Genomic DNA, 23868 nt, shown 5'->3' with positions numbered 1-23868 from the left:
GTATTATCTCTTACTGCCTGCATTTATAAAACCAGCCTTTTTTCAGAGATTAACCTTACAAGTAATTTTATATATATTAGTTAGTTTCTCCCGTTCTTATAGTAACTGACTTTTCTACGTCAATTACGAATATTTTCCCGTCGCCTATTTCTCCGGCTTTACCGGTTTTGGCACTATTCAGTACTGTATTTATTACATTCTCAGCTTCTGAATCTTCTACACAAATTTCTATTTTCACCTTATTTAAAAGATCAATTTTGTACTCAGTTCCGCGAAAAATCTCTTTATGTCCTCCCTGTTTCCCAAAGCCTTTTACTTCAGTTACTGTCATGCCTTCTATTCCCGAATCAGTGAGAGCATTTTTTACTTCAGAAAATTTTTCAGGTTTTACTATAGCTATAATCATTTTCATAATTGCCTCCTTTATATTCTCTCCTGAAATTCAGGATAAGATCTCGCTTCATGTTCCGATAAATCAAGACCCCTGATCTCTTCCTGTATAGACACTCTTATTCCCAGCGTATGTTTTAGAACTGTGAAAATAAAACATCCCATCAGAAAGGCAAACTGAAATGCAGCTGCTGCTCCCAAGACCTGTATTCCGATTATTTTAGGATCGAATAAGCTTTCGGCATAAAATATTCCTGCACATATTGTTCCCCACGCACCGCATACTCCGTGTACAGATATTGCCCCTACAGGATCGTCAATTTCAAAGCGGTCAAGCAGTCTTATTGAAGCTATAACAATTATTCCTGATGTAAGACCTATAACAACAGCAGCCCACGGTTCTATGCTTGCACATCCCGCAGTCACACCCACAAGCCCTGCCAATATTCCATTTAATACCAGACCTATATCAAAAGTTTTATATAATTTATATGAAAACGCAAGTGCCGAAAGTGCTGCCGCTGCTGGTGCAAGTGCAGTATTAACCGCTATTAATCCTATTTCATATGTACCTGTTGTTGTGCTGCCGCAGTTAAAACCATACCATGCAAACCAGAGTATAAACACACCCAAAGCACCAAGTGTTAATGAATGTCCCGGAATTGCATTTACAGTCTTATTCGTATATCTTCCTATTCTGGGTCCCAGTATCATAGCTCCTGCCAGAGATACCCAGCCGCCTATGGAATGTACAACAGCCGAACCAGCAAAATCTATAAAACCCAGATTCTCAAGCCAGCCTGTGCTCTGTCCGTAAAGTCCTGCCCATGCCCAATGCCCGTATACAGGATATATAAAGGCTGAAATGAAGAAGGTGATAATCAGATAAGTCGTAAATTTAGCTCTTTCAGCAATTGCTCCAGAAACTATTGTTGCTGCTGTTGCAGAGAACATACCCTGAAAAATGAAAAATGTCCAGTTCCAGCCGTCCAATCCTCCTCCGAAAAAATTGCCCCATCCCAGGAAACCTCCGCCTGTTCCAAACATAAAAGCAAATCCGATTGCCCAGTATGTGAGTATTCCTATACAGAAATCCATTGTATTTTTCATTATAATATTTCCGGAATTCTTTGCTCTGGTAAAACCTGTTTCTACCATGGCAAAACCCGCCTGCATAAAAAATACCAGTATCCCCCCGATTAACGTCCATGTCCAATTCAGATTTGTCTGTACCAAATCAGCAGTATTGGAAAAAGATAAAAATGACACAAGAATCAACATTAAAAAAACTATTTTTTTCATATTGATCACTCCTTTCTGTATTATTTATATTCATAAAGTGAATAACGAAAAATAAAAAATCTTCCTGACTTATATCAGGAAGATCTCAGATACAAGCCATTTGTTAAAAATCCAAAATGGCTCGTAATTATTAAGATAATTTATCTCAAAATACACCAAGCCTTGTATAATTATTATTATTGTTATTATTATCAAATTTGTTTATTTTATATATAGTCATAATATTGCTCCTTTTTCTAATTATTACAGATAAATAATATACCATATATATCGATTAGTCAAATTTATATTTATTATTTTTATGATAACTTTCGTAAATAAATTATTATTTTTTATTCAGTAATAAAATTTGAATTGCTGAATTTTTTCTTGTATTTTAAATTTTCCTGTATTATACTTGGGGCAGGTATAAAAATATTTAATTTTTAAAGGAATGAATAACTATGTATGAACATAAACTGGAAAAAGAAATATGGTGTCCTATTGAATATGGTCTGGATGTTTTCGGAGGAAAATGGAAATCGCGGATTATCTGTGTCATTGCTGCTAATGGCATTATCCGCTATAATGCTCTTCGACGGGAGCTCACGAATGTTACTGATGCTGTTCTTGCTGCTATGCTGAAAGAAATGATTTCCGACGGGCTGATAAACAGAAAGCAATACAATGAAATGCCTCCTAAAGTGGAATATTCCCTTACAGAAAAAGGAGATTCCGTTTTACCTATTCTTCAGTATATCTGTCAATGGTCAAAAAATTATACAGAGGTAGACAAAGAGAAGATTTTGTCTTCCTGCAAGACATGCAGTCAATTTTAATATTAATTCAAAAAATGATCCAAATCGTTTTGATTCAGATCATTTTTTATTTCATACTATTAAAAAACATAGTTACTAATAAATTTATTAATACTTTATTTTTTCGAGTATTGCTGATACAGTATATTTAAGAAGATCGATCTCAAAAAATATAATTAGGAGGAATCAAAATGCAGACACAAGTAAAAGCATTTCTTGAAATAACTATGAATATAAAAGAGGAAAACAGAGCTGCTGCCGCTAAAGTTTATACAGCTTTCAAACAGCCCTTTCTCTCAGAAATAAACGGAGCTCTTAGTAAGGATCTTTTAATCAGAACGGAAGATATTCAGGTTTTACACGGATTTTCAAGTGTGGAAGCTGCCGGGGAATACTTAAAAAGCGAAATGTTCCAAAATGATGTTTTCGTTGGTTTAAAAGACCTTTGGACTACAGACCCTGATGTCAGAATATATGAAGCAGTATAGATTCCCACTAAGTCTGATTCTAAAAAATAACTGTGAATATTAATTAATAACAATAAAAAACTAACCGGATCTGACAGTGATTTTATAATTCCTGTGATATCCGGATTTATAATAAACAGGCTGTGTTAAAAGAAACTTTACTTTTAATACAGCCTGTGAAAATAAAATTTTCATTTTGATAATTGCATAATTATTAGAATTCATAAAACATCAAGCCTCTAAGATAATCCTACTTTCAGACTATTCTGCTCACATGTTTTATAATTTTCCATTTCTATGTTTCCCCAGAATGACATACACATCTCTTTTATTTCTTCTTCATTTAAATTTCTCTTATTTACTAATTTATTTACATACAGCACTTCATATACAGAGCCCAAAAACATATTCAGCTTTAATGATATTTGTTTCTCTTGTTCAGTATTTGGTTTTTCCTCAGATAGTATTTTTTGAAATTTTGCTAAAAAATTCTGCTGACCTGATTCTTTATCAAAGAAATATGAGCCTCTTATACTCATCAGAAAATATAATATATCTTCCCTCTCTTCAAAAAATTTTATCAGTGTTTTTGTCAGTCTGAATAAATAACTCTGCCTGTTATTTTCTGATTTTACATTATTCAGGCTTTTTATTATTTCAGTATAAGAATAATCCGCTGTTTCTTTATAAATCTCATTTTTACTTTTGAAATGATAATACAGATTTCCCGGACTTGAATCCAGTTTTTTCACTATTTCCCCTATTGAGGTCTTTTCCAGCTTCTTCTCTTTTATCAGTTCCAACGTTATTTTAATTACATCCTTTTTATCCATTCTTATCCTTTCAGAGATAAGAAAAGAGTGTTTCCGGTGTGAACATACCAGGTTTTTTCCGGAAACCCTCTACTTTCTCCTTTTATTAATTAAAATACTGCCTTTAAAGTTACTCCTGCTCTGTAATCATTTTCCTTATCATTTCCTGTTGAGTACTCTCCTGTAAGGAATATTCCGTATCTGTCTTCTACCTCTACTCCTATTGCCGCTTTTGTTCTGAATGTTCCTTTTTCATCTTCCGGCTTCGATAATTTATGATAACCGTCTTCTATGGCTATCAGTCTTGCCTTTTCTCTTTCATTAAGGTCTGCAAGCTCATATTCGTATGCAAGGTCAAGTGTTCCTTTCAGCTGCCATGCTGTCTTAGCTCCTAAAGGTATTGCTCCTTTCAGCTCTACCCCGGCTCTAGGCTTAGCACTCCATGCATCATTTCCTTCCACCTCAAGGGCTTCCAGTCCGCTTTCATTAAATGTAGGTCTTGTCACATACATTGCTCTGAATGCTCCATATGGCATTATACTCGCTTTTTTCCCTAATCCGAATTCTTTCCCTAGTATATTGTCACTTGTTATACTGTATGTTTCATATGTTCCGTTCATTTCTGATCTTTCTAACGGTGAAGGCCAGTCTATATTTCTGTCCACATTATGGATACTTGCTCTTCCTGTCAGGTCATTTACTACTTTCCATCCATTTGATCTATACTTATTATGTACTCCAAGCTGGATTGTATCTACCCATTCTTCACTTTCATTTCCGTCTTTGAATTCAAAGCCTGTATGAACATATCCTAATGAATATCCGAATGTATGTTTATATGTTCTTTCCACTTCTCTTAATGCAAGTACTCCTGTTGTTGTATAGTCATACCCTGTTACACCGTCTGTTTCTTCTTTATTTTTACCTTTTCCTGCTATTACACTTATTTTTACATTTTCTTTTGTATTATTTGTTGAATCCTGTAATAAATGCAATGAATTTTCAAATGTTTTGGCTATGTCGTCTTCTCTTTGGTTTATATTAGCATATACATTTCCTGCAAGACTTCCCATTATATGTCTGAAATCTGTTTCATTTGTTATATAGCCTGTCTTATTATATATTGTTACTCCATCGCCTGTTGCTGTCAGATAGTTATTTTCCAAAGCTGTTCCGAAGTCTTCAAACCATAATCCGTCTGTGAAATCTGTAAATGCTTTTCTTGACATATATACATCTGAACCTGTTCCTGTTGCTTTTGGTGTTGCTTCCCATAATAACGATCCGCTTATGAAATCATACTGTCCTGATGATGCCTTTATTAATCCTTCCAGCTTATATACATTAGCATTTGTACCGTCTGCAAATCCGGGAAGTATTACTATCGGCTTTGATGTCAGTATTTCATCTGCTATTATTGATGTTCCAGATAATTCAAAATCATAATTAGGATCTGATGACGGCTGTTTTGTTGTAGGGTCTGGTTTTATCATTACCTGTACACCATCTAATGCCAGTACACCGCTTGATTTTATGATTCCAGCATTTATCAGTGCAGGAAGGGCATGAACATTTCCTATTGAGCTTATTACATTTGCTGCAGTTCCTCCGTTTATAGTAGCTGTTCCTGCTCCTACTGTATGTGCAGCATCACTTGGATCTGATGATACGAATATCTGGCTGTTTAGCCCTGTTATATTAATTGTCCCTGTATTCGTTATTACTGTTCCAAGATTACCATACATACCTATTGCGTCATTACCTGTTATGTTAATTACTCCATTGTTTATTATATGTGAACCGGCTCCTTTTCCTGCCATTCCTATTGTATTATTACCTGAAACATTTATAATTCCGCCTGATTCATTTGTTATTACTCCGTTTTCTGTATACATACCCGTAGAATAATCACCTGTAGTTGTTACTGTTCCAAAGTTGCTCGCAGCTCCGCCCTTAGCCACTATTCCATATCCGCCGTAGCCTGCTGATATATTAGCTCCTGCTCGGTTTATAATTGTTGCATTTTCTCCATAAATCCCAACTGAATACTTGCTGGCTTTGACATCTACATCTGTAGTCCCTGTTATAAATTCAATATCCGAATCGCCCACAGCCACATTACCGTAGTTATCCACTGTACCGCCATAATTATATATTCCGACATTATTATTCCCTACAGTTCCTGAAATATTACCTCCAGCATTATTAATCATGATAGCTCCGCCTGCTCCGCTTGTCGGATCCTGTGCCATATAGAAGCCTACGTTATCTGCTCCTGACATTATCAAAGTTCCGTCATTAGTTACCGTTGTTCCTTCTGTACTGTACATATACACAGAGTCACTTCCCATAGATGCACTTGTTCCTGCTGCATTTGTCAGTGATCCGCCTTTTAGAATATATCCGTAGTTGCTGTTTCCTATATTAAGATTTGTTGAATTAGTTACTCCGGAATTTATTCCGTATACTGCCACTGCTCCGTTTGTTCCCATATTAAATGCAGAACCTGAATTTAAATTAACAATTCCTCCTGTAGCATATATTCCTACTCCTGAATTATCTATATTATGTACAGCTGTACCATTTATAGTTGTAGTCCCCTGATTATTATAAATTCCTATAGAATTTACTCCAGAAGTTATTGTTCCGTCATTTTTTACAGTACTTCCTGCTGCACCGCTGTATATTCCTATACCGGGATCTGAAGCATTTGTAGAATTCCCTACCTTTATTGATGCTCCCAAATTATTGTCTATTAATTGACTGTTTGTACCTGTTGCATATATACCCAATGAGTCGTCACCTGTAAGGTCAATATTACCATCGTTGATTACCTGCATTACTGTAGCGGCATTATTATCAGCAAACATCCCTATAGACCCTGCTCCTGCACTTAATATATTTCCAGATGCCTGATTTTGTACTATAAGCCCGTCCTGCAGATAAACTCCGTGTGAAGCTGCTCCCATTGTTATTAATCCGCTGTTTTTTACTTCCGAGTTTAGTCCTGATGTTACTAATCCAGCCGAGCTGTTACCTGTTGTTATAGTTCCTCTGTTACTTATTCTTGATCCATTTTTACCGTATATTCCTACTGAGCTGTCTTCCAATGCAATACTTCCGTTATTTTCTCCGTCCATTCCCAGAGTCATGCCGGCAGGAAGCCCTCCACTATACTGACCGTTAAGTGAAACTGCTGCTACATTTGTTGTTCCCGGTGCGGTAATTGTAGATACGTTTAGATAAACTGCTGAGTTTTGTCCTGATACCAGTGTTCCGTTTGAAGCAAGCACACTGTTTCCAGTATATTCAAAAGCTCCGCCTTTTATATTACCCAGAGTATATGTAGAACCTGCTGTTGAAGTAACCACAAAGTTATTATTTATTGTATTTCCTGCTGCTGTATCCATATAAAACAGCACCACATTCTGCCCGTTTATATCTATAGTTCCATTTCCCGTGAATAAATTTGTATCTCCTTCCAAATACATACCTAAAGCATTATTTCCATGAAGATTTATAGTCGTCCCGTTTAGATTCAGATCTGCATCCTTGGCATAAATTCCGATTCCGTTATTTCCTACTGTTATTATAGACCCTGCATCAGTTACCTGACCTTTATTGACATAAACCCCTATTGCTCCCGTAACACTTCCAAGATTTATTGTTCCCCCTGTTAATGTTACTGAGGCATCAGTCTTTAATCCTCCGGCTTTATTTACATGCGAGTATATTCCTATTGTTCCTGAACCGCCGTTTCCTGTGATAGTTCCTGCATTTGATATATTTATTGTTCCTCCGCCGTGCAGTCCCGGAGCAGCAGGATTCTGATAACTTACGCCATATATACCTATTCCCTGATCTCCTACTGTTATATTTCCTGTTCCTGAATTTAACGTAGTTGTTCCGTTTTCTCCATATATTCCGAAGCTGTTTGCTCCGACAGCAGAAATAACATTGTTGTTTGTTGCATTCCCGTTATTTGTATATATTCCCACGGAACCATTTCCGCTTAGGCTTACTGTCCCGTTATTTATCATATTATTATATGTCACTGCTGTTACAGAAGAAAAATTATCTGCCAGTCCTACCTGATTTGCCTGTGTTCCTGTGATAGTAACAGGGGCATTAACAGTAAGACCTATAAGTGATTTTTCAATTGTATTATATGCATCTGCAGCATTGTCAAGATTTACATTCTGATCAATTGTAAGTGTTCCTTCCAAAAGTGAAGCCATATTTCCGCCGTTTAATGTTACACTTTTAAAATTCGATCCTATCGAACCAAAGCTCAGAGATGACAAAGTCGAATTAGCATTCTGAAGAGCTATTAATGTAGCTCCTGATGTAAGTACAACATCCATATTAGTATTCAAACCTGTATAATATGTAGAAAAATAAGTAGGAATTCCTAATGCACCGTCTACTATGAATCCTGTTGACCCTGACAGCAGATTTAATGTACTTGGACTTGTAAAGTTAGTTGTTGTTCCTGCTCCACTAGCTATAGAGAATATTGATCCGCTTCCCACAGAAAAGCTAGACCCTGCAGTAGAGAGAGTCCCTCCGCCTGAATTATATAAAAGTACTCCGTTTGTACCTACTTCATAAGTTCCTGTACTTGCGGCAGCTCCTAAGGTAACTGTTCCGCCGTTGTTATACACACCTATTGATTTATTACCGACAGCAGAAATATTGATGTTACTGGCAGATCCAAGATTCAATGTCCCATCCTTCACATAAAGTGTAGCACTGCTTTCTCCTGCTGTTTTGAAGTTATAACTTCCTCCTGTAACAGTTCCTGTACTCAATGTTGTTCCTGTATCAAGAATTACCAATCCGTGAGATTTTTCCCCATTTGTTTCTATAGTATTAGCCCCCAGCAGATTTACTTTACTTCCGGCTTTAGCTATCAATGCTACTGTTCCGTCCACTGCTGAAGAAGCAGTTCCTACTTTTATATCAGGGTACAGATTTAATTCAGAGCTTGTACCAGTAACAACAAGACCTACATTATCTGCACCATTTTCTATATTAATTGTAGGGTACTTTATATTATCCAGTGTCAATTTTCCATTATTTATATATGCCAAAACACTATTTTTAGCATAATCTCCAAATTTAAGCTCATATTCCTTTAATCTATAATCTAATGACGCATGATTTACAAATAATCCTACTGCTCCTTCCACAAAATTGGAATCATACGGCAGTGATGTACTTGGATTTATCCCAGATATATTTCCTGCATATTGATTTGCCTCATCACCTATAGTTACTCTTATTTCTGCTGGCTGTTTATCATAAGTGTTGGCTATATATGACGGATTAGCACTTGTATCATACCCGTCATCCATCACCTGTGCTAATTCCACACCTACACTGGAATCTCCATTTATTCTAATCGGAGTCTTTAATACAATTTTTGAAGTAGTCAAAGTATTAGCTGTTGCTTGTGCAGTTTTTATTCCTACACTACTATTTCCATATAAAACAATATCTCCCTCATTATATACTGATAAATGACCTTTACTTTGATTGGCATAATTAAGTGCAATACTTTCTCGTGCCTGCATTTCTATCTTTCCGGTACTTCTGTTATAAAACTCTAATCTTCTGTCGTCTGTTGCTGTTCCATTTCTAGCTGTAGTAAATGAAAAGGCTACGTGTCTTTCACCACCATTACCACCATACCCGCCACCTACATATAATCCACGAATTATATTCTCATTTTTAACAGTTGGACTAAAATTTCCTCCATGCATTTGAAGACTTATCATCAAAAGGGAATTCCCTTCACCTTCTATAGTACCCTTATTTACTAATTCTCCATATGAGTCCCATATTGTAGATGTTGTTGGTGCGTTTCCGTAATAATCAGTTGGAAAAGGTTTGTAAGTACTTCTTGTCCCATGAGGATCATACTGAATAAGATGCGGTAATGTTCCAGTATAACCAGTTGCAACATTACTAGTAATCTTTATTTTAAAATTATTTCCAAAAGTTACATTATCAGCACCTGTAATCTCATATAAAGCTGGTACATTACCTATTACATTTATCGTACCGGAACTTGTTGCACTGGACATCGAATCTGATCCTGACCTCCAGTTAGATGTTCCTGTAAGATTATCATATGAATATGACGATATATTACCATTTGTATTCCATACTCCTGATAATTCCCCATCTGAAAAATTATAATTCCCTACAAATGATGTTATTCCTCCAGGATCCGATGTACTGGCATTTCCCAGGCTATTAAAACTGTCATCACCATTTCCTGTACTTGGAACTGTAACAGAAAATGACGGTATAGTTGGTACTGGCGGAATAGTTATTACCGGTATATTTATCGAAAATGTATCTACATCTACATTAGCAGTAATAGTTTTAGTAGGATCATTCGGTATTGAGTATATCGGATTAAAGCTTGGACCCGAAACTCCTGTCAAATTAAGATTTATAGGCTCCCTTGTCAACCCTTTCAACGGAATACTCACTCCTAAATTAATATCCTTCGGCTGCTGCAGCGGCTGATAAGGCTTTCCTGACAGTCCGCTTATGCTACCGCTCGTTGTCACATAATTCCCGCTCGCATCATAATATCCTGTTACCTTTGAGTGATATTTTGCATTCTCCTTGGAATTATCCACTCCTTCATTATATTCTTCATAAAACCCTGTAAAAAATACCTGCCATTCCAGATATTCCGGCTTTACTATATAATCTCCCTGTAAATACAAATCCTTTAATTCTTTATTTTTTTGATTCAGTATTCTCTGTATCGTCTGGTAGGTCTGCTCGTTTGGACTTCCTTTTTCCATATTTTTTACTATACTGTTATACATTCGTTCATATCTTGCCGATTGTACTGTTTCTGCCTGTGCATAAGATGTTAGTATCGCATTCAGTGCTAGAAATGATACTAATAATTTCTTATTTCTTTTCATTATTCCTCCCTGTTATCTTATATTATTTGCTGCCTTGTACTGTTCTATTCTGAATAATAAATCTTCTATTTCCTGTATTTCATTTACTTTTTTATCTATCTGTTTATCTACTTTTATAAGCTCTTTTTCCAGTCTTTGACCGCTGTTCAGATGTTTTCTCAGATTTGTCCACTTTCCTCTTGCACCTTCCCTTAATTCTCTTTTATATTCATAAGTCGGCGCTGAATAAAGCATCGTTCCCATTACTGTCAAAAATATCAAGATTATTGTTTTTTTCATTTTTCCTCCCTAAGTGCTACCTTCTTCTCATTCTGTTAATTTCTTCCGGCATCAGTTCCTCTTCCTCTGCTTTTACTCTGTCCAGTATTGTATACCAGTACCCTCTTTTTTCAGGAAGCTTTACATATACTGACTCCTGAGCTCTTCTCAAAGCTTTTTCATATGAGGAATAAACTCCGTCCTGATCATAGTCTTTTGTTATACTTTCTTCCACTGATCTGTCTACTTTTACTTCCTCGCCAAAAGCCATTAATGACAGTGTTAACAGTGAAAAAATCAAAATTATCCTTTTCATTCTGTCTCCTACTTTCTGGATTTGTTAAGATATTTCAGTACCTTGTTATATTCTGTTTTATGCCATGCTACATCTTTTTTGGCTCTATAGCTTTCTATTTTATCGGCTTTCTCCATTTGTGCATTCATATCAGGTATCTCAGGAGTTTTTTCGTTCTTTTTGGCTGCCAGTGAAAAACACCCAATAATAGACATCAAAATTATGATCTTTTTCATTAAACCTCCTTTCCAAAATAACAATATTTATATATGTATTTAAATATTCGCATTTGTAAAATTTTACGAATTAAAAAAAAATGCCTTAGATAACATTGATAAGTCGGACAAATTATTATTGTTTTATTCTTTTTTTATTAAAATTGACTTTAAAGCTAAAATTTAGTAGAATATTTATATCAGTATATTCGTAAAATTTTACAAATACGTCTGTTTTTTTAATAATTCGTATAATTAATTTTTTCACATTATTATATATTAATAAAATAAAAAAACTATTTTCAAGATATGAAAATAGTTTTCTGTCAATTATATTAATAAAAAATTCTCTTTATCATTTTTTTTATTATCAAAAAAATTCTTCCCTTTGTTAAAATTAATGATAATTAGCACCTAAATCCTACTTATGCGTTAATTTCTTCCAATATTCGGCTAAATATGCCTTTTCTCTTTAAATAACAGCTGTTATAGTATATTATTCTATTCCGGGATATTTTATTCCGCTCCAGTTTATCATTTGTTTGACAACGGCAATATCCGGAAACACTACATCTTTTAAAACCCATTTTTTAAACTCCATAAAACCAGTTCTGTCCACTATATAGCCTATATGCTCTTTCGGCAGTGATCTGTCTATATATTTATCCACATATTCATATGTATTCAGTATTATTTTTATTATTGATTCCTCATTACACCAAAGAACGAAATCCTCGGCAAGACGCGGATTCTTTTTCCCTGTTCTTCCCATTACCGCTAGTCTGAAATATTTTTTTTCATCTCTTGTCCAGGCTCCGGTAGGACAGTTCAGCACACATTCCCCGCATCCTATGCATCTGTCATGATCTCTGACAGGTCTGTAGTTTTCAGCTTTAATAGCACCTGTAGATAATTTCTGGCATTTTCTGACACACATTCCGCATGACACACACTTCGTATCATCAAGAACAGGCTTAGTCATACCTATTATTCCGAAATCATGCATTCTTACCTTTTGGCAGTCATTAGGACAGCCTGTCAATGCGACTTTGAAATGAAAATCATTCGGAAACACCGCCTTTTCTATCTTTCGTGCAAATTCAGTAGTATTGTACTGTCCCTTAGGACATACCTTATTTCCTACACAGGCTGCTATATTTCTAGTCCCGGCCGCAGGATACCCGTCCCCTTTTTTGTCATAATTTATTTCAAGTCCGTCAAGAAGAGGCTGCAGCATTTTATTTACCTTATCCATATCTTCCCAGTTTATACCCAGTATTTCAAATCCCTGTCTTGTAGTCATATGTATTTGTCCGTTACCGTAAGTATTTGCTATATTTACCACTACTGACATAAGGTCTCCGGATATTTCCCCTCCGGGAACCCTTACTCTGAGAGCTGTTTTATCTCTTATCTTAGTGACTCTGAAAGCATTTTTAGTGACTTTTTTTCTGTTTATATCCATAATTCCCTCCTAATCCAGCAGTTTTTCCGCAAAATCATATCTGAATACAGGCCCTTCAAGACAGATGTATGTCTCGTCTATCTTACAATGCCCGCATTTGCCTACTGCACATGACATTTTCCTTTCAAAGGATACCCATATCTGTTCTTTCGATAATCCCCGTCTCAAAACCTCCTGACACGAAAACTTCATCATAACAGGCGGTCCCACTATTATATACTCTACATCAATGAGATCAGCCGGAAGTATAGTTTCCGGTATATATTTGGTTACCAGTCCGTCACATATTCCCTCAAGGCTGCATGCCTTATCCAGAGTTACCAGAACATCTATCTTTTTTCTCCATCTTGTGAAATCATCTTTGAATATTACACTCTCAAGATCTTTGAAACCCGCTATCATTCTAAAAGACTTCAGCTTTTCCCTGTTTTCATAAAAATGCTCTATAATCGGTCTTACAGGAGCTACACCGCTTCCGCCGGCTACTATTACCAAGTGTTTGTTTTCAAAATTCTCTATTGAAAAGCCGTTCCCGTAAGGCCCTCTTAAAAATAATTTTTCCCCTGCCTGCTTGTTAAATATTTCATCAGTTACTTTTCCTACTTTTCTTATGAGAAAATCTATCCAGCCTTCTCTTTCATTAAAATTAGCTATGGAAATAGGTGCTTCCCCGACTTTTGGAATAGAAATCTGTATAAACTGCCCGCTTTTCACTTTTTTATCAAATTTTACCCTGAAAAGCCATTCTATAGGAGTTACTTTCTCTACTGAAAGTATCTCGGAAGCCTCAGGCAAATATATATTATTCATCTTTTCCCTCCAGACCGGCGCTTTTTTCTTTCAATACCTTATTTAATTTATTTATACAGTTTGAAAAAGATATATATTCAGGACAGCCGTCGTCACATCTTCCGCAGCCTGTACACATCTGGTATCCAAATCTTTTCCTAAAGTCCGAAATCTTATGCATTACCTTAAATCTCATTCTGTCCCCGTGCTTTTGTCTAAAGCTGTGTCCGCCTGCCATATCACTAAAACCATCTACATGACATGACGCCCATACTCTTCTACGTTCTCCGTTACTGCTGTTTTCTTTATAGAAGATATCCTGTGTAGTGGTGCATGTGCAAGTCGGACAGACAAAATTACATTTTCCGCAGGCTATACATCTGCTGTCATATTCCCGCCATAAATCCAAGTCTATTACATCTTCCAGATTAATATTTTCAGGTATCGAAACATGAACTTTATTTTTTTTCACAAAATCCATCCCGAATTCCTCTTCATTTCCGGAAAATTCCGTTAAAAATTCCTCTGTTCTTATATCTAAAAATATTTTTTCGCCGTCTGTTTTCACTCCCATATCATATTCATCCGTTTTATTAGTTCCCATATCCACGCAAAAACAATTTTCAAATGATTCGGCACATCCCATAACTGCGAATTTTACTTTGTTTCTCAATGTTTCATAATATTTATCAGAAAATTTATTTCTCAAATAAATTTCATCAACTCTTTTTACAGAATGTAAGTCACAGCTTCTTAAAAATAATAGAATTTTCTTATTATCAACATCAGGCTCTTTATAGTCATTTTCTGTAAAATAAAACATTCTCTGAGTAATCGGCAGAAGAACTTCTTTTGGTGAAAAATCCGATTTCTGGTCAAAACAGATCTCTTCAAATGAATTTATTTCCTCATACCGTATTACTGGTGTATCAGAAAAAGTTCCTTTAAAAGGTAAAAGTTTCGGAGCAAAAATTCTGTAATCTTTTTTCAGTTTTTCCAAAGCAATATTAAAGTCTTCCTTTGTTAAGCTAATTTTCATAAAATCTCCTTTCTTCCCGCTGTATCTACTAAACTTATACAGTAAAGTTTTTATAATTTTAGCATGTATAAATGAAAAATAATGTAACTGATGATACGAAACATTATTTTTATAATATTTTTTAGAATGATTGATCTATTAAAAATACCCTTATTTTTTTTCATAAATTACGCTTGTTACTTTATGTATTATAAAAAATCCCACTACATTAATAAATACATATTTAAAAGCTATTTTCAAAGTATGTATCCAAAAGATTATCTTAATAAATTCGGGTATATCAGGAATTGCTGCTGTTAATTAAATTCAGGATTGGAGATTAATAACAGAAGAAATATAGAATGGACAAATAGTCGGATGAAGGTTTATCAGCTGAATAAATTCAGTGTTGCAATTATAAAATTTAATATATTTTTTCAAAAAATCAAATTCGTATTTTATAAATTTTACGAATATTTAAGTCAATATATTATACTAAAATTAACTAACAATGTCAAATTTAATATAAAAATAATATGACCGGAATATAAAAGAAAATTTATATTTATCAGCATAATTCTTATTTTTTTGTTCGTGAAATTTATAATATACGAACATTTTAAGCAAAAAATCTAATTTATAAAATTAATCTATAATTTTTTTAAAATAAAATATAGAGAAAAATCAGAAATAGAAAAAATGAAATATTTATTATGAGAGGAGATGATAATAAAAAATAATTATAGAAGCAGAGTATGTTTAATCATGTATACTGATCCAGAAAATCGCGAAAGATATATTTTTAATATTGAATTTAAATCTGAAAAATAAAAAACAGAACAGGAGGGTTATAGTTGTCTAAATCAAAAAAAATTTTTCTTTTTCTTTTATTTTTTTCTTTAATTTCCTGTAAGAACAATATCTTTAACAAGATATTAGATAAAAAAACAAAGCAGACAGACAGTATAGAAAAAAATAAAGCTGATTCAGTTAATCAGAAGATAGAAAAAATAGTCAGAAAATGGAATAGTGCCACGAGCAACAAGGATATTACAGCATTAGAATCAATACTGGCTGATAAAATAGAGTATTATCAGCAAACAGTTACCAAAGCAGAGTATATTTCAGACAAAAAGAAGTTTTTTGAAAAAAATAATATTTATGGTCAGGAAATAAAAGGGGATATTGAATATAAAATTCTTTCAGAGAGACAGGTTAAGGTTGATTTTTTGAAAGAAGTAACCACGAAAAACGGAACAAATGACTACCCGTCATACCTTATTTTTGAAAATATAAACGGAGACTGGAAATTAGTTTTGGAAAGTGACCTGATTTCAGATGAAAATATAAAGAAAAAAAAGAGTGTCTCCAAAAATACAAATTATGAAAAAAATCTGATTGCAAAAATGAAGCCTGTTGATCAGGAATTAGATGATATGCTGTCCTATTCACAGTCAACTGCTGATATGACTGCTGCTATAAATTATGCTTCCGGAGCATGGGATACAGAGCTTAATATTATTTATAAGCTTTTAATGGAAAAACTTTCAAAAGAGGAACAGATTTCATTAAGAGACAAACAGCGGAACTGGATAAAAATGAGAGACTCCAAAATAAATGAAGCAGCTGCTGAATTTGAAGGCGGTTCAATGGGCAGAGTCACCGGGAGAAGTGTATTTTTAGAGGAAACAAAAAAGAGAACACTGGAATTATCCAGAATTTATGACAGTTTGTAACCGGTATGCCTTTCGGTATACCCATATAATATATAAAATTTTAGGAGGATGTATGTTAAAGAAATTTTTAGTACTTTTTTTGTTATTATCAAGTTTTTCATTTTCAAGGTTTGTTAATGAATGCAGGGTTCTTTCCAGAAATCTGAATAATTATAATTTTCGCTGCCGCAGTCTGGAGAGCGGTAAGATATTTACATTTCATATGCCAAGCGGAGTTAACGGATATGCATGGACAGAGTACCATAAAATCGGAAGAGTTTATAAGATTTTTTTCCATGAAGAATACGGAAGCTATATTTTGGAAAATTCTACTTTTTTATATTAAAAATTATTAGATTAGAGGTGATTATGTGAAAAAATATTTTTTACTTTTTTTAACGGCATTATTTTTTATCGGCTGCGGTACTAACTCAGATTATATCGAAACAACAAAAAGTATAATTTTACCGAATAAGTTACTAAATTCCAATTCTGTCGAGGATTTGACAAAAGAAATTCTCACGGCAGTTTCCGGCGAGGATGTAAACAAAGAGAAAATAAAATGGGAGGTTCAGGGAAATACAAAGAATGGAAAGGTAATAACAGCAGCTTTCAAAAATCATGTGGTGCATATTCCTGTTGAAAATGACGGTGATTATATAGAAGTTACTCCTGTTAATATCTATGTAATAACTGACGGGAAAGAAAAAATAAGTCTGAGTGATATTCTTGAATATTAAGACAAATAAAAAACAAATTACTAAAAGGAGGTTATATGAAAAAATTTCTTGTTTTTCTATTTTTTATTATTAATTTAACAGGATTTGCAAGATTTATAGAAGCCTGTACTGTTACTTCAGTATCTCCCGAAATTCCTTTCATGCTTTGTAGAAGTAAGCAGAGCGGAAAAGAATTTGGATTTTATATTACAGCTAAAGAAGCGCGTGCTCTAAAAAAAGGAAGCACATATAAGATTTGGTTTGAAGAAATAATAGGTTATGATACATCTGGTATGTACTTAAGAAAATACAAATATTTATATTGATAATAACCAATAATTTACTCTGTTGAAAAGCAATATGTTTCCTTTCACAATTATCAAATTCCCATAGTAAAATCGAGGATCTCAGCATTCAGCCTGATCCTCGGTTCTTAATATTTACTCCGTATCTGATATTATATACATTAATTTCAATCAAAGATTGGAAATATGCTTTAATAAAGACTCCGCAATTCCGTCCTGTTCATTTGACAAAGTAATCTCATCTGCCGCCTCTTTCAGGTCAGCTACGGCATTTTCCATAGCTACACCTGTTCCGGCATACTTTATAATAGAGATGTCATTATGCCCGTCACCAAATGCAATCACTTCGTCAGCTGTTATATCCAGCGGCTTCAGCACAGTATCCAGTGCTTTTGCCTTATCTATATCCTTCGCAGTAAATTCAAAATAAAATGGTCCTGTAAACATACAATTCAGCTTATCTTTAAACGGCTCCATCATTTCAATATAGTGCTCCTGCAGATACTCAGGCTCGCCGGCAGTAAGTATCTTATTCAGCGGGTAATCCACAAATGCTGCCAGATCATCAATCTCGCATAATTTATAATTGCCGCCTCTTGATTCATATTTTATAACATTAAAGGGTTCCCCTCTGAATCTAATCATACAGTTATAAACATCGTTTACATACATATAATCGCCCTTATCAATCATTGGTTTTATCTCGAATTTTTTCATATGCTCCAATACTGCTTTAGCGTCTTCCAGCTTCAGAGGCTCATTAAATAATTCCTCCCCTGTCTGAAAATTTATTACCTTTGAACCGTTATATGAAATAAACAGTCCGTTGTTTTTATCCATCTCAAGCACTTTCCCCATTTCAACCAAGCCTGTTGTCGGTCTGCCCGAAGCTAAAATCAGTAGAATTCCTTGTTCTTGTGCTTTCAGCAAAACTTCTCTCGTTTTCGGCGTGATTTCCTTTTTGTCATTTGTTAATGTCCCGTCAACATCCATAACAATAGCTTTTATTCCCATTTTATATACCTCCCGGATTTTATATTATGATTTTTATTTCTGAAAAAATTCCTGTGTATTAATCGACACTTTCCTGTACATCAATATCTGATGCTACCAGCCATTGCAGACCTGTAATTATATCTTCCCCGAAAGTATCCGCCACCTTTATAACCGGTACATTAGGCTGTCTCTTTATGATTTCATTATCATATACCCTCTTCTGAAATTCATCCTCATTTATATTTTCTGCATAAATTATAAACAGTCCAGGTGCTGTAATACTGTTAAACAAAACAATGGTATTAATCAGCTTTTCTATGACACTGTCAACCGAAGTTATCTTTCTGTAATTAATAAAGTCGGGAAGATATTTTATCTCTCCTGCCAGACCGTCTTTCCCCGTAAAAATCTTTCCGTCCCAAAATATACTGGCTCCGGGAAGGCTGTCTTTTGGAAAATATATACCTACCACAGATTCTCTGCTGTATATATTATTTTTTATACAGTAACCTACAGTTACTAAATTGGCATCATTCTCTACTTTTACCGGAATATCATATTTTGAGCTTATTTCCTTTTTCAAATTCCAGCCGTTCAGCTTCTCATTCCAGCTTACAAATATTTTCTCATCTTTAGTCTGCCCGGGAATAGATATCCCTATCGCTGCTATGCTGTTATTTCCCTTAACTGCTTCGTCTATAATTTCTATTATCGCCTGCATTTCGATATTCTCAAAGGAATACAGCTTTCTGTCTGTTATTTCGCCGGCCATATTGGTTATTACCGTATTTATATATAATTTATTTTTTTCCTCCTGAATTGAAAGAAGAAGATATTTTTGAAAGTTATAATTAAATGAATAAATAACAGCCGGTCTCCCCATTTTTTGCTGTATTAATTCACCTTCAATAAATTCACCGGTTTCCACCAGAACTTTAACAAGTGAATTTACAGTTACTGTGCTTAAAGTGGAAATATTCGATAATTCCGTTTTTGTAGCTGTTTTTTTCTCAAATAAAATCCTTTTCAGTATTTTCAAGTTTCTTTCTTTTAAATAATTATTTCCTGCATCATTCACTAAGATATCTCCTTTCCGGCAATATAATTAATACACTTAATTAAGTTTCTTAATTATATCATTCAGATATTAATTTGTAAAGAAAAAAATATTTTACGGTATATACAGTTATATATATATTCATAAAAAAATTAAGCTGTCTTTATTATTTTTAAACAGCTTAATTTTAAAAAATATATTTTTTTCTTTGTATTCTGTATTTTTTATTTCAATTTTTATAATAATTTTTCTAATCTGTTTCAATATTTCTGAATAAAACTTTTTTATCTGAAATTTTTACTGTATTACTCTGACTTTTCTCTGCATATTTATAAAGTATGACGGAAATAAAACAATTGGCAAGCTCGCCGCATAAAAACGAAAGAAATATACCTGTAATTCCAAACAATTCCGGCATTATAAGAAGCGACAGCTGAACGAAGCCTATACACCTTATAAATGAAAGAAAAACAGCCCATTTTTCATGTCTTATTATTTGAAAATATAAAATATTAATCAGCGAAATACCAATTGGGAAAAAGGCCAGAAAATAGTATCTCATCATATTCAAGGCCATATTTGTAACCTGCGTATTATTTCGTATAAAAATATCTGATAATGCTTTTCCGAAAATAAATACTGCTATATATACGATAACCGTCAGGCATAATGATGTCCTTACCGCCATTTTATAAACTTTTTGGATATTTTCTCTGTTGCCCTTCCCGTAATTAAAGCTCATAATCGGCTGTATTCCCTGCACAAGACCAATAAGTATCATATTAAATATTGAACATATATACATAACAATGCTGTAAGCTGATACTCCCAGAGCTCCGATACGTGACAGCAGAACAATATTAAAACTGAAAGCTACTGCTGCCTGGCTGAATTCCATCAAAAATGACGGACTTCCATTTATAAATATATATTTTATATCATCAATGTAGAATTTTACTTTTTCTATTTTCAATAACCGGTTTTTCTTTGTAAAATGTGTCATAAAAATAAATGTCGAAACCAACTGCCCTATTCCTGTAGCAATCGCAGCTCCGGAAACACCCATATCAAATACCATGATAAACAAATAGTCAAGTACTATATTGGTTACTGCTCCGATTAAAGTTCCTGTCATCTCACGCTTTGGAGCATCATCGTTCCGGATAAAAATGCTGAGTGCAAGTCCGGGCATATAAATAACTGCAAATAACGCTACCCATTTTATATAATCACGCACATAAGGAAGCAGCATGTCATCTGCCCCCAGAAGTCTGCTGACCTGTGTTGGAAATACCAGTATCAAAACATTAAGGATAACACTGATTCCGACTATCAGAATCATACTCTGCAAAAATATTCTGTTGGCATTTTTTATATCTCCCCTGCCTTTATTAATGGAAAATGCATTGGCACCGCCTATTGCCACAAGCATAGCAAGTGCAATATGAAGCATGATCAGAGGATAGGCAATATTTACAGCAGCAAGAGCATTTTCACCTACTCCCCGTCCCACGAAAATACCGTCGATAATACTATACATCGAAGTTACGACCATGCTGATAATTGCCGGAATAACAAACTTTATAAATTCCTTCGACATACTTCCGTTTTTTATTTTTGTAACAGTCATTATTACTCCTCCTTTATTTTTTTAGCAAATAACAGTTCAAAAATAAAAAGGATAAGCCAATAATCCTTTTCGCAATGAACTGTTCACTGCAAAGAAATATTCGCTTATCCAGCATAATTTAATATACCCTCCGCGTTATAGAAGGACTATACCACAGTATTTTTTCATTGTCAAGTTTTAAACATTCAGGACAGAAAAAGACAGAGCTGTATTCAAAAAAGATTTTATACATCTCTGCCTTGGCATCACATCAGTAATTATTTATCTGTTAAAAACAACGGGCGGTTTTCTCTCAGGCGGCTTTACAGTTCCTTTTATATAACCGCAGCTCAATGGTGCGACCAGCTCATAATTTTCCGGGATTTTGTATTTCTTTTTGAATTCCGGTGTATTAAAGTAATATTCTGCAAAACCTATCCAGCAGGTACCAATCCCTTTGCTGTATGCTGCAAGCATTATATTTCCCGCTGCCAGTGTACAGTCATATATATACCAGTGGGAATCTGTATTTCCATATACTACAATCAGAGTAGATGCATTATTAAAGATACTGTACTTTTCACTTTGAAGCCATGTTTCATATTGTGATAAATAAGGATATTTTTCAAGATTTTCCAAAAGATAGGCTTTTATATTTTTTGATAAATCTTCAATCTCCCGGGCATCCTGAATTACAACAAATCCCCACGGCTGATGATTCGAGCCTGTAGATGCCTTTGTTCCCAATGTCAGAAGCTCCATGACTGTTTCATAAGGAATTTGAGTTTCCTCATATGCTCTGATACTTCGTTTCGAATTAATACATTCTATTGTATCCATATTTCATTACTCTCCTCTCATTATCTATTATTTTCATTATCTATTTTACTCTTTTTTATATTTATTTACAATACTTAGTGTAAAACCGTCATACCCTTTACAATCCACAGTTTGCAGTCCTGCAGGTATTATATCAGGATTATTAACCGGATTTTTCACATACTGTCTCACACCCTGTACCTTAGGATCGGTACTTTGACTGTCGCTTAATTCTTAGCTGCATATAATATTAAAATACAATTATATAATAGCATATATAATCGAAATAATCATCAATAAAATATCCTTCAGCAGCTGATTCATGATCAGCCTGAATCTAATTTTTTTTGTAAATACTATTTGAGTTTTAAATAAATATATGTTATATTAAAAAAGGAGATGAAGCTCTCCGTAGTATAAAAACTAAAACTACAATTATAGATTGTTAATAGCTTCTGCAGTATTCTTTTATTGTGGAAGCTATTTTTTTATATCAGTGCTTCCAAATCGTTACTATTTTCTTAACCGCTGCAGCTGAAATATTTTTAACAAAAGAAATGAGGAATAAAAATGAAAAAAGAACTTGATTTAGTCATATATCTGATAAAATGGTTTACATTCTCTTTAATTATAGGGATACTTTCAGGAAGTGCATCGGCAGTTTTTCTGTTAATGCTTGAATGGGCAACTAAAACCAGAGAATATAATCCTTTTCTAATTTATTTTTTACCGGCCGGAGGCTTTATCGTCAGCTTAATTTATTACTTTTACGGCAAGGAAGTAAGTAAAGGAAATAATTTAATATTAGATGAAATAAACAGCCCCAAAAAAGTAATAAAGCTTCGAATGGCTCCCATGATCTTATTCGGAACTGTTATCACACATCTTTTCGGCGGTTCGGCTGGAAGAGAAGGAAGCGGAATACAAATAGGCTCTTCCATCGCTGACCAGTTAAGCCTTATTTTCAAATTTAACAAATCAGACAGAAGAATAATCCTCATTTCCGGAATGGCGGCAGGATTCGGCTCTGTTTTTGGGACACCCTTGGCAGGGGCGGTATTCGGTCTTGAGGCTGCTGTCTTGGGACGTTTAAAATATGAAGCCCTGATACCTGCTTTTCTCTCGGCAGTAATAGCCGACGTGGTTTCAAAAAACTGGTGGGGCATAGTACACCCGATATATAAAATAAATTTTTTCCCTGAAATAAATATAAAAAATATAATTTTTGCCTGTCTGGCAGGAGTTATTTTCGGCTTAACAGGAAAAATCTTTTCACTCGGGCTGAATTTTATAAAATCCCTTTTTTCAAAATATATAAAATTTTCACCTTACAGTGCAGTTATCGGCGGAATCATTATAGTATTTCTTACAAAATTATTAGGAACCTATGATTATAACGGTCTTGGACTGGAAATAATATCCAAAAGCTTCACCAGCCAGATATTTGCTGAAGTTTTCATTTTCAAAATACTATTTACGCTTATAACTCTGGGATCCGGTTATAAAGGCGGGGAGGTAACCTGCTTATTCTTCATAGGCTCTGCATTAGGCAATACACTGTCGCGGATAATAAGACTTCCTATGGATTTGATGGCAGGAATGGGACTGGTTTCTGTTTTTTCAGCTGCTGCAAATACTCCTCTTGCGTGTATTGTAATGGCGATGGAGCTGTTTGGCGATAAAATAGGAATTTATGCAGCAGTATCATGTGTTGTCGCATACTTATTTTCAGGACATACAGGTATATATGATTCGCAGAAAGTAGGCTGGTATAAGCACTTTAAGCTGGTAAGCGACAGAGGAAAAAAACTGGAGGATTTATAAAACATATAAATATTTATTGACATCCAAAGAGTTATGAGGTTATATTTTATAAAAGAAAGCAGG

At 34.3% G+C, this 23868-nt stretch carries 21 protein-coding genes and 1 riboswitch; of the genes, 7 read left to right on the top strand and 14 right to left on the bottom strand.

Features of this window, described 5'->3' with window-relative positions:
* Nucleotides 1-76: 76 nt before the first annotated feature.
* Both STERM_RS02775 and STERM_RS02770 read right to left on the bottom strand, forming a co-directional pair.
* Nucleotides 77-412, bottom strand: a complete 336-nt coding sequence (locus STERM_RS02775; RefSeq protein ID WP_012860035.1) for a P-II family nitrogen regulator — start codon at nucleotides 410-412, stop codon at nucleotides 77-79.
* An 11-nt stretch (nucleotides 413-423) separates the two neighbouring features.
* Nucleotides 424-1692: an ammonium transporter gene (locus STERM_RS02770; protein WP_012860034.1), complete on the bottom strand. Its 1269-nt coding sequence runs from the start codon at nucleotides 1690-1692 to the stop codon at nucleotides 424-426.
* A gap of 443 nt (nucleotides 1693-2135) precedes the next feature.
* Between STERM_RS02770 and STERM_RS02765 the strand changes: the two genes are divergently transcribed.
* Nucleotides 2136-2510 (top strand): winged helix-turn-helix transcriptional regulator, encoded by a 375-nt coding sequence (locus tag STERM_RS02765; RefSeq protein ID WP_012860033.1) that lies wholly within the window; start codon nucleotides 2136-2138, stop codon nucleotides 2508-2510.
* Nucleotides 2511-2680: 170 nt separating this feature from the next.
* The gene (locus tag STERM_RS02760; protein WP_012860032.1) at nucleotides 2681-2977 is read left to right on the top strand and encodes a hypothetical protein; all 297 of its coding nucleotides are present in this window, start codon (nucleotides 2681-2683) and stop codon (nucleotides 2975-2977) included.
* A 218-nt stretch (nucleotides 2978-3195) separates the two neighbouring features.
* On the opposite strand, the gene STERM_RS02755 is transcribed toward STERM_RS02760, so the two are convergent.
* The 8 genes from STERM_RS02755 to asrA all read right to left on the bottom strand — a co-directional run bounded on the left by STERM_RS02755 (nucleotide 3196) and on the right by asrA (nucleotide 14782).
* Entirely contained in the window at nucleotides 3196-3789 is a 594-nt protein-coding gene (locus STERM_RS02755) for a TetR/AcrR family transcriptional regulator (protein WP_012860031.1), read from the bottom strand.
* An 89-nt stretch (nucleotides 3790-3878) separates the two neighbouring features.
* A complete protein-coding gene (locus STERM_RS02750; RefSeq protein ID WP_012860030.1) occupies nucleotides 3879-10721 on the bottom strand; it encodes an autotransporter domain-containing protein in 6843 nt (2280 codons plus the stop codon).
* A gap of 12 nt (nucleotides 10722-10733) precedes the next feature.
* A complete protein-coding gene (locus STERM_RS02745) occupies nucleotides 10734-11000 on the bottom strand; it encodes a hypothetical protein (protein ID WP_012859799.1) in 267 nt (88 codons plus the stop codon).
* 16 nt (nucleotides 11001-11016) lie between these two features.
* Entirely contained in the window at nucleotides 11017-11295 is a 279-nt protein-coding gene (locus tag STERM_RS02740; protein WP_012860029.1) for a hypothetical protein, read from the bottom strand.
* A gap of 8 nt (nucleotides 11296-11303) precedes the next feature.
* Complete coding sequence (locus tag STERM_RS02735) at nucleotides 11304-11510, bottom strand: hypothetical protein (RefSeq protein WP_012859797.1); 207 nt, start codon at nucleotides 11508-11510, stop codon at nucleotides 11304-11306.
* 475 nt (nucleotides 11511-11985) lie between these two features.
* Complete coding sequence (asrC, locus tag STERM_RS02730) at nucleotides 11986-12954, bottom strand: sulfite reductase subunit C (protein WP_012860028.1); 969 nt, start codon at nucleotides 12952-12954, stop codon at nucleotides 11986-11988.
* A gap of 9 nt (nucleotides 12955-12963) precedes the next feature.
* Nucleotides 12964-13764 carry an anaerobic sulfite reductase subunit AsrB gene (asrB, locus tag STERM_RS02725; RefSeq protein WP_012860027.1) on the bottom strand — a complete coding sequence of 267 codons (801 nt, stop codon included), beginning with the start codon at nucleotides 13762-13764 and terminating at the stop codon, nucleotides 12964-12966.
* Nucleotides 13757-14782, bottom strand: coding sequence for an anaerobic sulfite reductase subunit AsrA (asrA, locus tag STERM_RS02720; protein WP_012860026.1), 1026 nt, complete (start codon nucleotides 14780-14782; stop codon nucleotides 13757-13759). Before asrA ends, asrB begins: the two co-directional genes overlap by 8 nt.
* A gap of 833 nt (nucleotides 14783-15615) precedes the next feature.
* On the opposite strand from asrA, the gene STERM_RS21020 reads away from it, so the two are divergent.
* The 4 genes from STERM_RS21020 to STERM_RS02700 are packed head-to-tail and all read left to right on the top strand — an operon-like array spanning nucleotide 15616 to nucleotide 17521.
* The gene (locus STERM_RS21020) at nucleotides 15616-16497 is read left to right on the top strand and encodes a lysozyme inhibitor LprI family protein (RefSeq protein WP_012860025.1); all 882 of its coding nucleotides are present in this window, start codon (nucleotides 15616-15618) and stop codon (nucleotides 16495-16497) included.
* A 52-nt stretch (nucleotides 16498-16549) separates the two neighbouring features.
* On the top strand, nucleotides 16550-16822 hold the full coding sequence (locus STERM_RS02710; protein WP_012860024.1) for a hypothetical protein: 273 nt from the start codon (nucleotides 16550-16552) through the stop codon (nucleotides 16820-16822).
* A 25-nt stretch (nucleotides 16823-16847) separates the two neighbouring features.
* Nucleotides 16848-17216 carry a hypothetical protein gene (locus STERM_RS02705; RefSeq protein ID WP_012860023.1) on the top strand — a complete coding sequence of 123 codons (369 nt, stop codon included), beginning with the start codon at nucleotides 16848-16850 and terminating at the stop codon, nucleotides 17214-17216.
* A 35-nt stretch (nucleotides 17217-17251) separates the two neighbouring features.
* Entirely contained in the window at nucleotides 17252-17521 is a 270-nt protein-coding gene (locus STERM_RS02700; RefSeq protein WP_012860022.1) for a hypothetical protein, read from the top strand.
* Nucleotides 17522-17671: 150 nt separating this feature from the next.
* On the opposite strand, the gene STERM_RS02695 is transcribed toward STERM_RS02700, so the two are convergent.
* The 4 genes from STERM_RS02695 to STERM_RS02680 all read right to left on the bottom strand — a co-directional run bounded on the left by STERM_RS02695 (nucleotide 17672) and on the right by STERM_RS02680 (nucleotide 22002).
* Nucleotides 17672-18514 carry a Cof-type HAD-IIB family hydrolase gene (locus tag STERM_RS02695; RefSeq protein WP_012860021.1) on the bottom strand — a complete coding sequence of 281 codons (843 nt, stop codon included), beginning with the start codon at nucleotides 18512-18514 and terminating at the stop codon, nucleotides 17672-17674.
* 58 nt (nucleotides 18515-18572) lie between these two features.
* Nucleotides 18573-19574 (bottom strand): ROK family protein, encoded by a 1002-nt coding sequence (locus tag STERM_RS02690; RefSeq protein WP_012860020.1) that lies wholly within the window; start codon nucleotides 19572-19574, stop codon nucleotides 18573-18575.
* 229 nt (nucleotides 19575-19803) lie between these two features.
* Nucleotides 19804-21183 carry an MATE family efflux transporter gene (locus STERM_RS02685; RefSeq protein WP_012860019.1) on the bottom strand — a complete coding sequence of 460 codons (1380 nt, stop codon included), beginning with the start codon at nucleotides 21181-21183 and terminating at the stop codon, nucleotides 19804-19806.
* 261 nt (nucleotides 21184-21444) lie between these two features.
* Nucleotides 21445-22002 (bottom strand): nitroreductase family protein, encoded by a 558-nt coding sequence (locus STERM_RS02680; protein ID WP_012860018.1) that lies wholly within the window; start codon nucleotides 22000-22002, stop codon nucleotides 21445-21447.
* Between the two features lie 365 nt (nucleotides 22003-22367).
* Nucleotides 22368-22446, top strand: a riboswitch (Fluoride riboswitch).
* A gap of 105 nt (nucleotides 22447-22551) precedes the next feature.
* Between STERM_RS02680 and STERM_RS02675 the strand changes: the two genes are divergently transcribed.
* Complete coding sequence (locus STERM_RS02675) at nucleotides 22552-23805, top strand: voltage-gated chloride channel family protein (protein WP_012860017.1); 1254 nt, start codon at nucleotides 22552-22554, stop codon at nucleotides 23803-23805.
* Nucleotides 23806-23868: the final 63 nt, after the last annotated feature.

Origin of the sequence: Sebaldella termitidis ATCC 33386 (genome assembly GCF_000024405.1) — a bacterium.
GTDB lineage: Bacteria > Fusobacteriota > Fusobacteriia > Fusobacteriales > Leptotrichiaceae > Sebaldella > Sebaldella termitidis.
The sequence above is the reverse complement of the archived record's forward strand: the minus strand, read 5'-3'. Positions and strand labels throughout refer to the sequence as shown.

Bases quoted from the DNA above. Each gene is read 5' to 3' on its own strand.
- STERM_RS02735 (WP_012859797.1), bottom strand. From the start codon at position 11,510: ATGAAAAAGATCATAATTTTGATGTCTATTATTGGGTGTTTTTCACTG.
- STERM_RS02770 (WP_012860034.1), bottom strand. From the start codon at position 1,692: ATGAAAAAAATAGTTTTTTTAATGTTGATTCTTGTGTCATTTTTATCT.
- STERM_RS02775 (WP_012860035.1), bottom strand. From the start codon at position 412: ATGAAAATGATTATAGCTATAGTAAAACCTGAAAAATTTTCTGAAGTA.
- STERM_RS02765 (WP_012860033.1), top strand. From the start codon at position 2,136: ATGTATGAACATAAACTGGAAAAAGAAATATGGTGTCCTATTGAATAT.
- STERM_RS02750 (WP_012860030.1), bottom strand. From the start codon at position 10,721: ATGAAAAGAAATAAGAAATTATTAGTATCATTTCTAGCACTGAATGCG.
- asrA (WP_012860026.1), bottom strand. From the start codon at position 14,782: ATGAAAATTAGCTTAACAAAGGAAGACTTTAATATTGCTTTGGAAAAA.
- asrC (WP_012860028.1), bottom strand. From the start codon at position 12,954: ATGGATATAAACAGAAAAAAAGTCACTAAAAATGCTTTCAGAGTCACT.
- STERM_RS02700 (WP_012860022.1), top strand. From the start codon at position 17,252: ATGAAAAAATTTCTTGTTTTTCTATTTTTTATTATTAATTTAACAGGA.
- STERM_RS02760 (WP_012860032.1), top strand. From the start codon at position 2,681: ATGCAGACACAAGTAAAAGCATTTCTTGAAATAACTATGAATATAAAA.
- STERM_RS02685 (WP_012860019.1), bottom strand. From the start codon at position 21,183: ATGACTGTTACAAAAATAAAAAACGGAAGTATGTCGAAGGAATTTATA.
- STERM_RS02680 (WP_012860018.1), bottom strand. From the start codon at position 22,002: ATGGATACAATAGAATGTATTAATTCGAAACGAAGTATCAGAGCATAT.
- asrB (WP_012860027.1), bottom strand. From the start codon at position 13,764: ATGAATAATATATATTTGCCTGAGGCTTCCGAGATACTTTCAGTAGAG.
- STERM_RS02755 (WP_012860031.1), bottom strand. From the start codon at position 3,789: ATGGATAAAAAGGATGTAATTAAAATAACGTTGGAACTGATAAAAGAG.
- STERM_RS02675 (WP_012860017.1), top strand. From the start codon at position 22,552: ATGAAAAAAGAACTTGATTTAGTCATATATCTGATAAAATGGTTTACA.
- STERM_RS02740 (WP_012860029.1), bottom strand. From the start codon at position 11,295: ATGAAAAGGATAATTTTGATTTTTTCACTGTTAACACTGTCATTAATG.
- STERM_RS02710 (WP_012860024.1), top strand. From the start codon at position 16,550: ATGTTAAAGAAATTTTTAGTACTTTTTTTGTTATTATCAAGTTTTTCA.
- STERM_RS02695 (WP_012860021.1), bottom strand. From the start codon at position 18,514: ATGGGAATAAAAGCTATTGTTATGGATGTTGACGGGACATTAACAAAT.
- STERM_RS02745 (WP_012859799.1), bottom strand. From the start codon at position 11,000: ATGAAAAAAACAATAATCTTGATATTTTTGACAGTAATGGGAACGATG.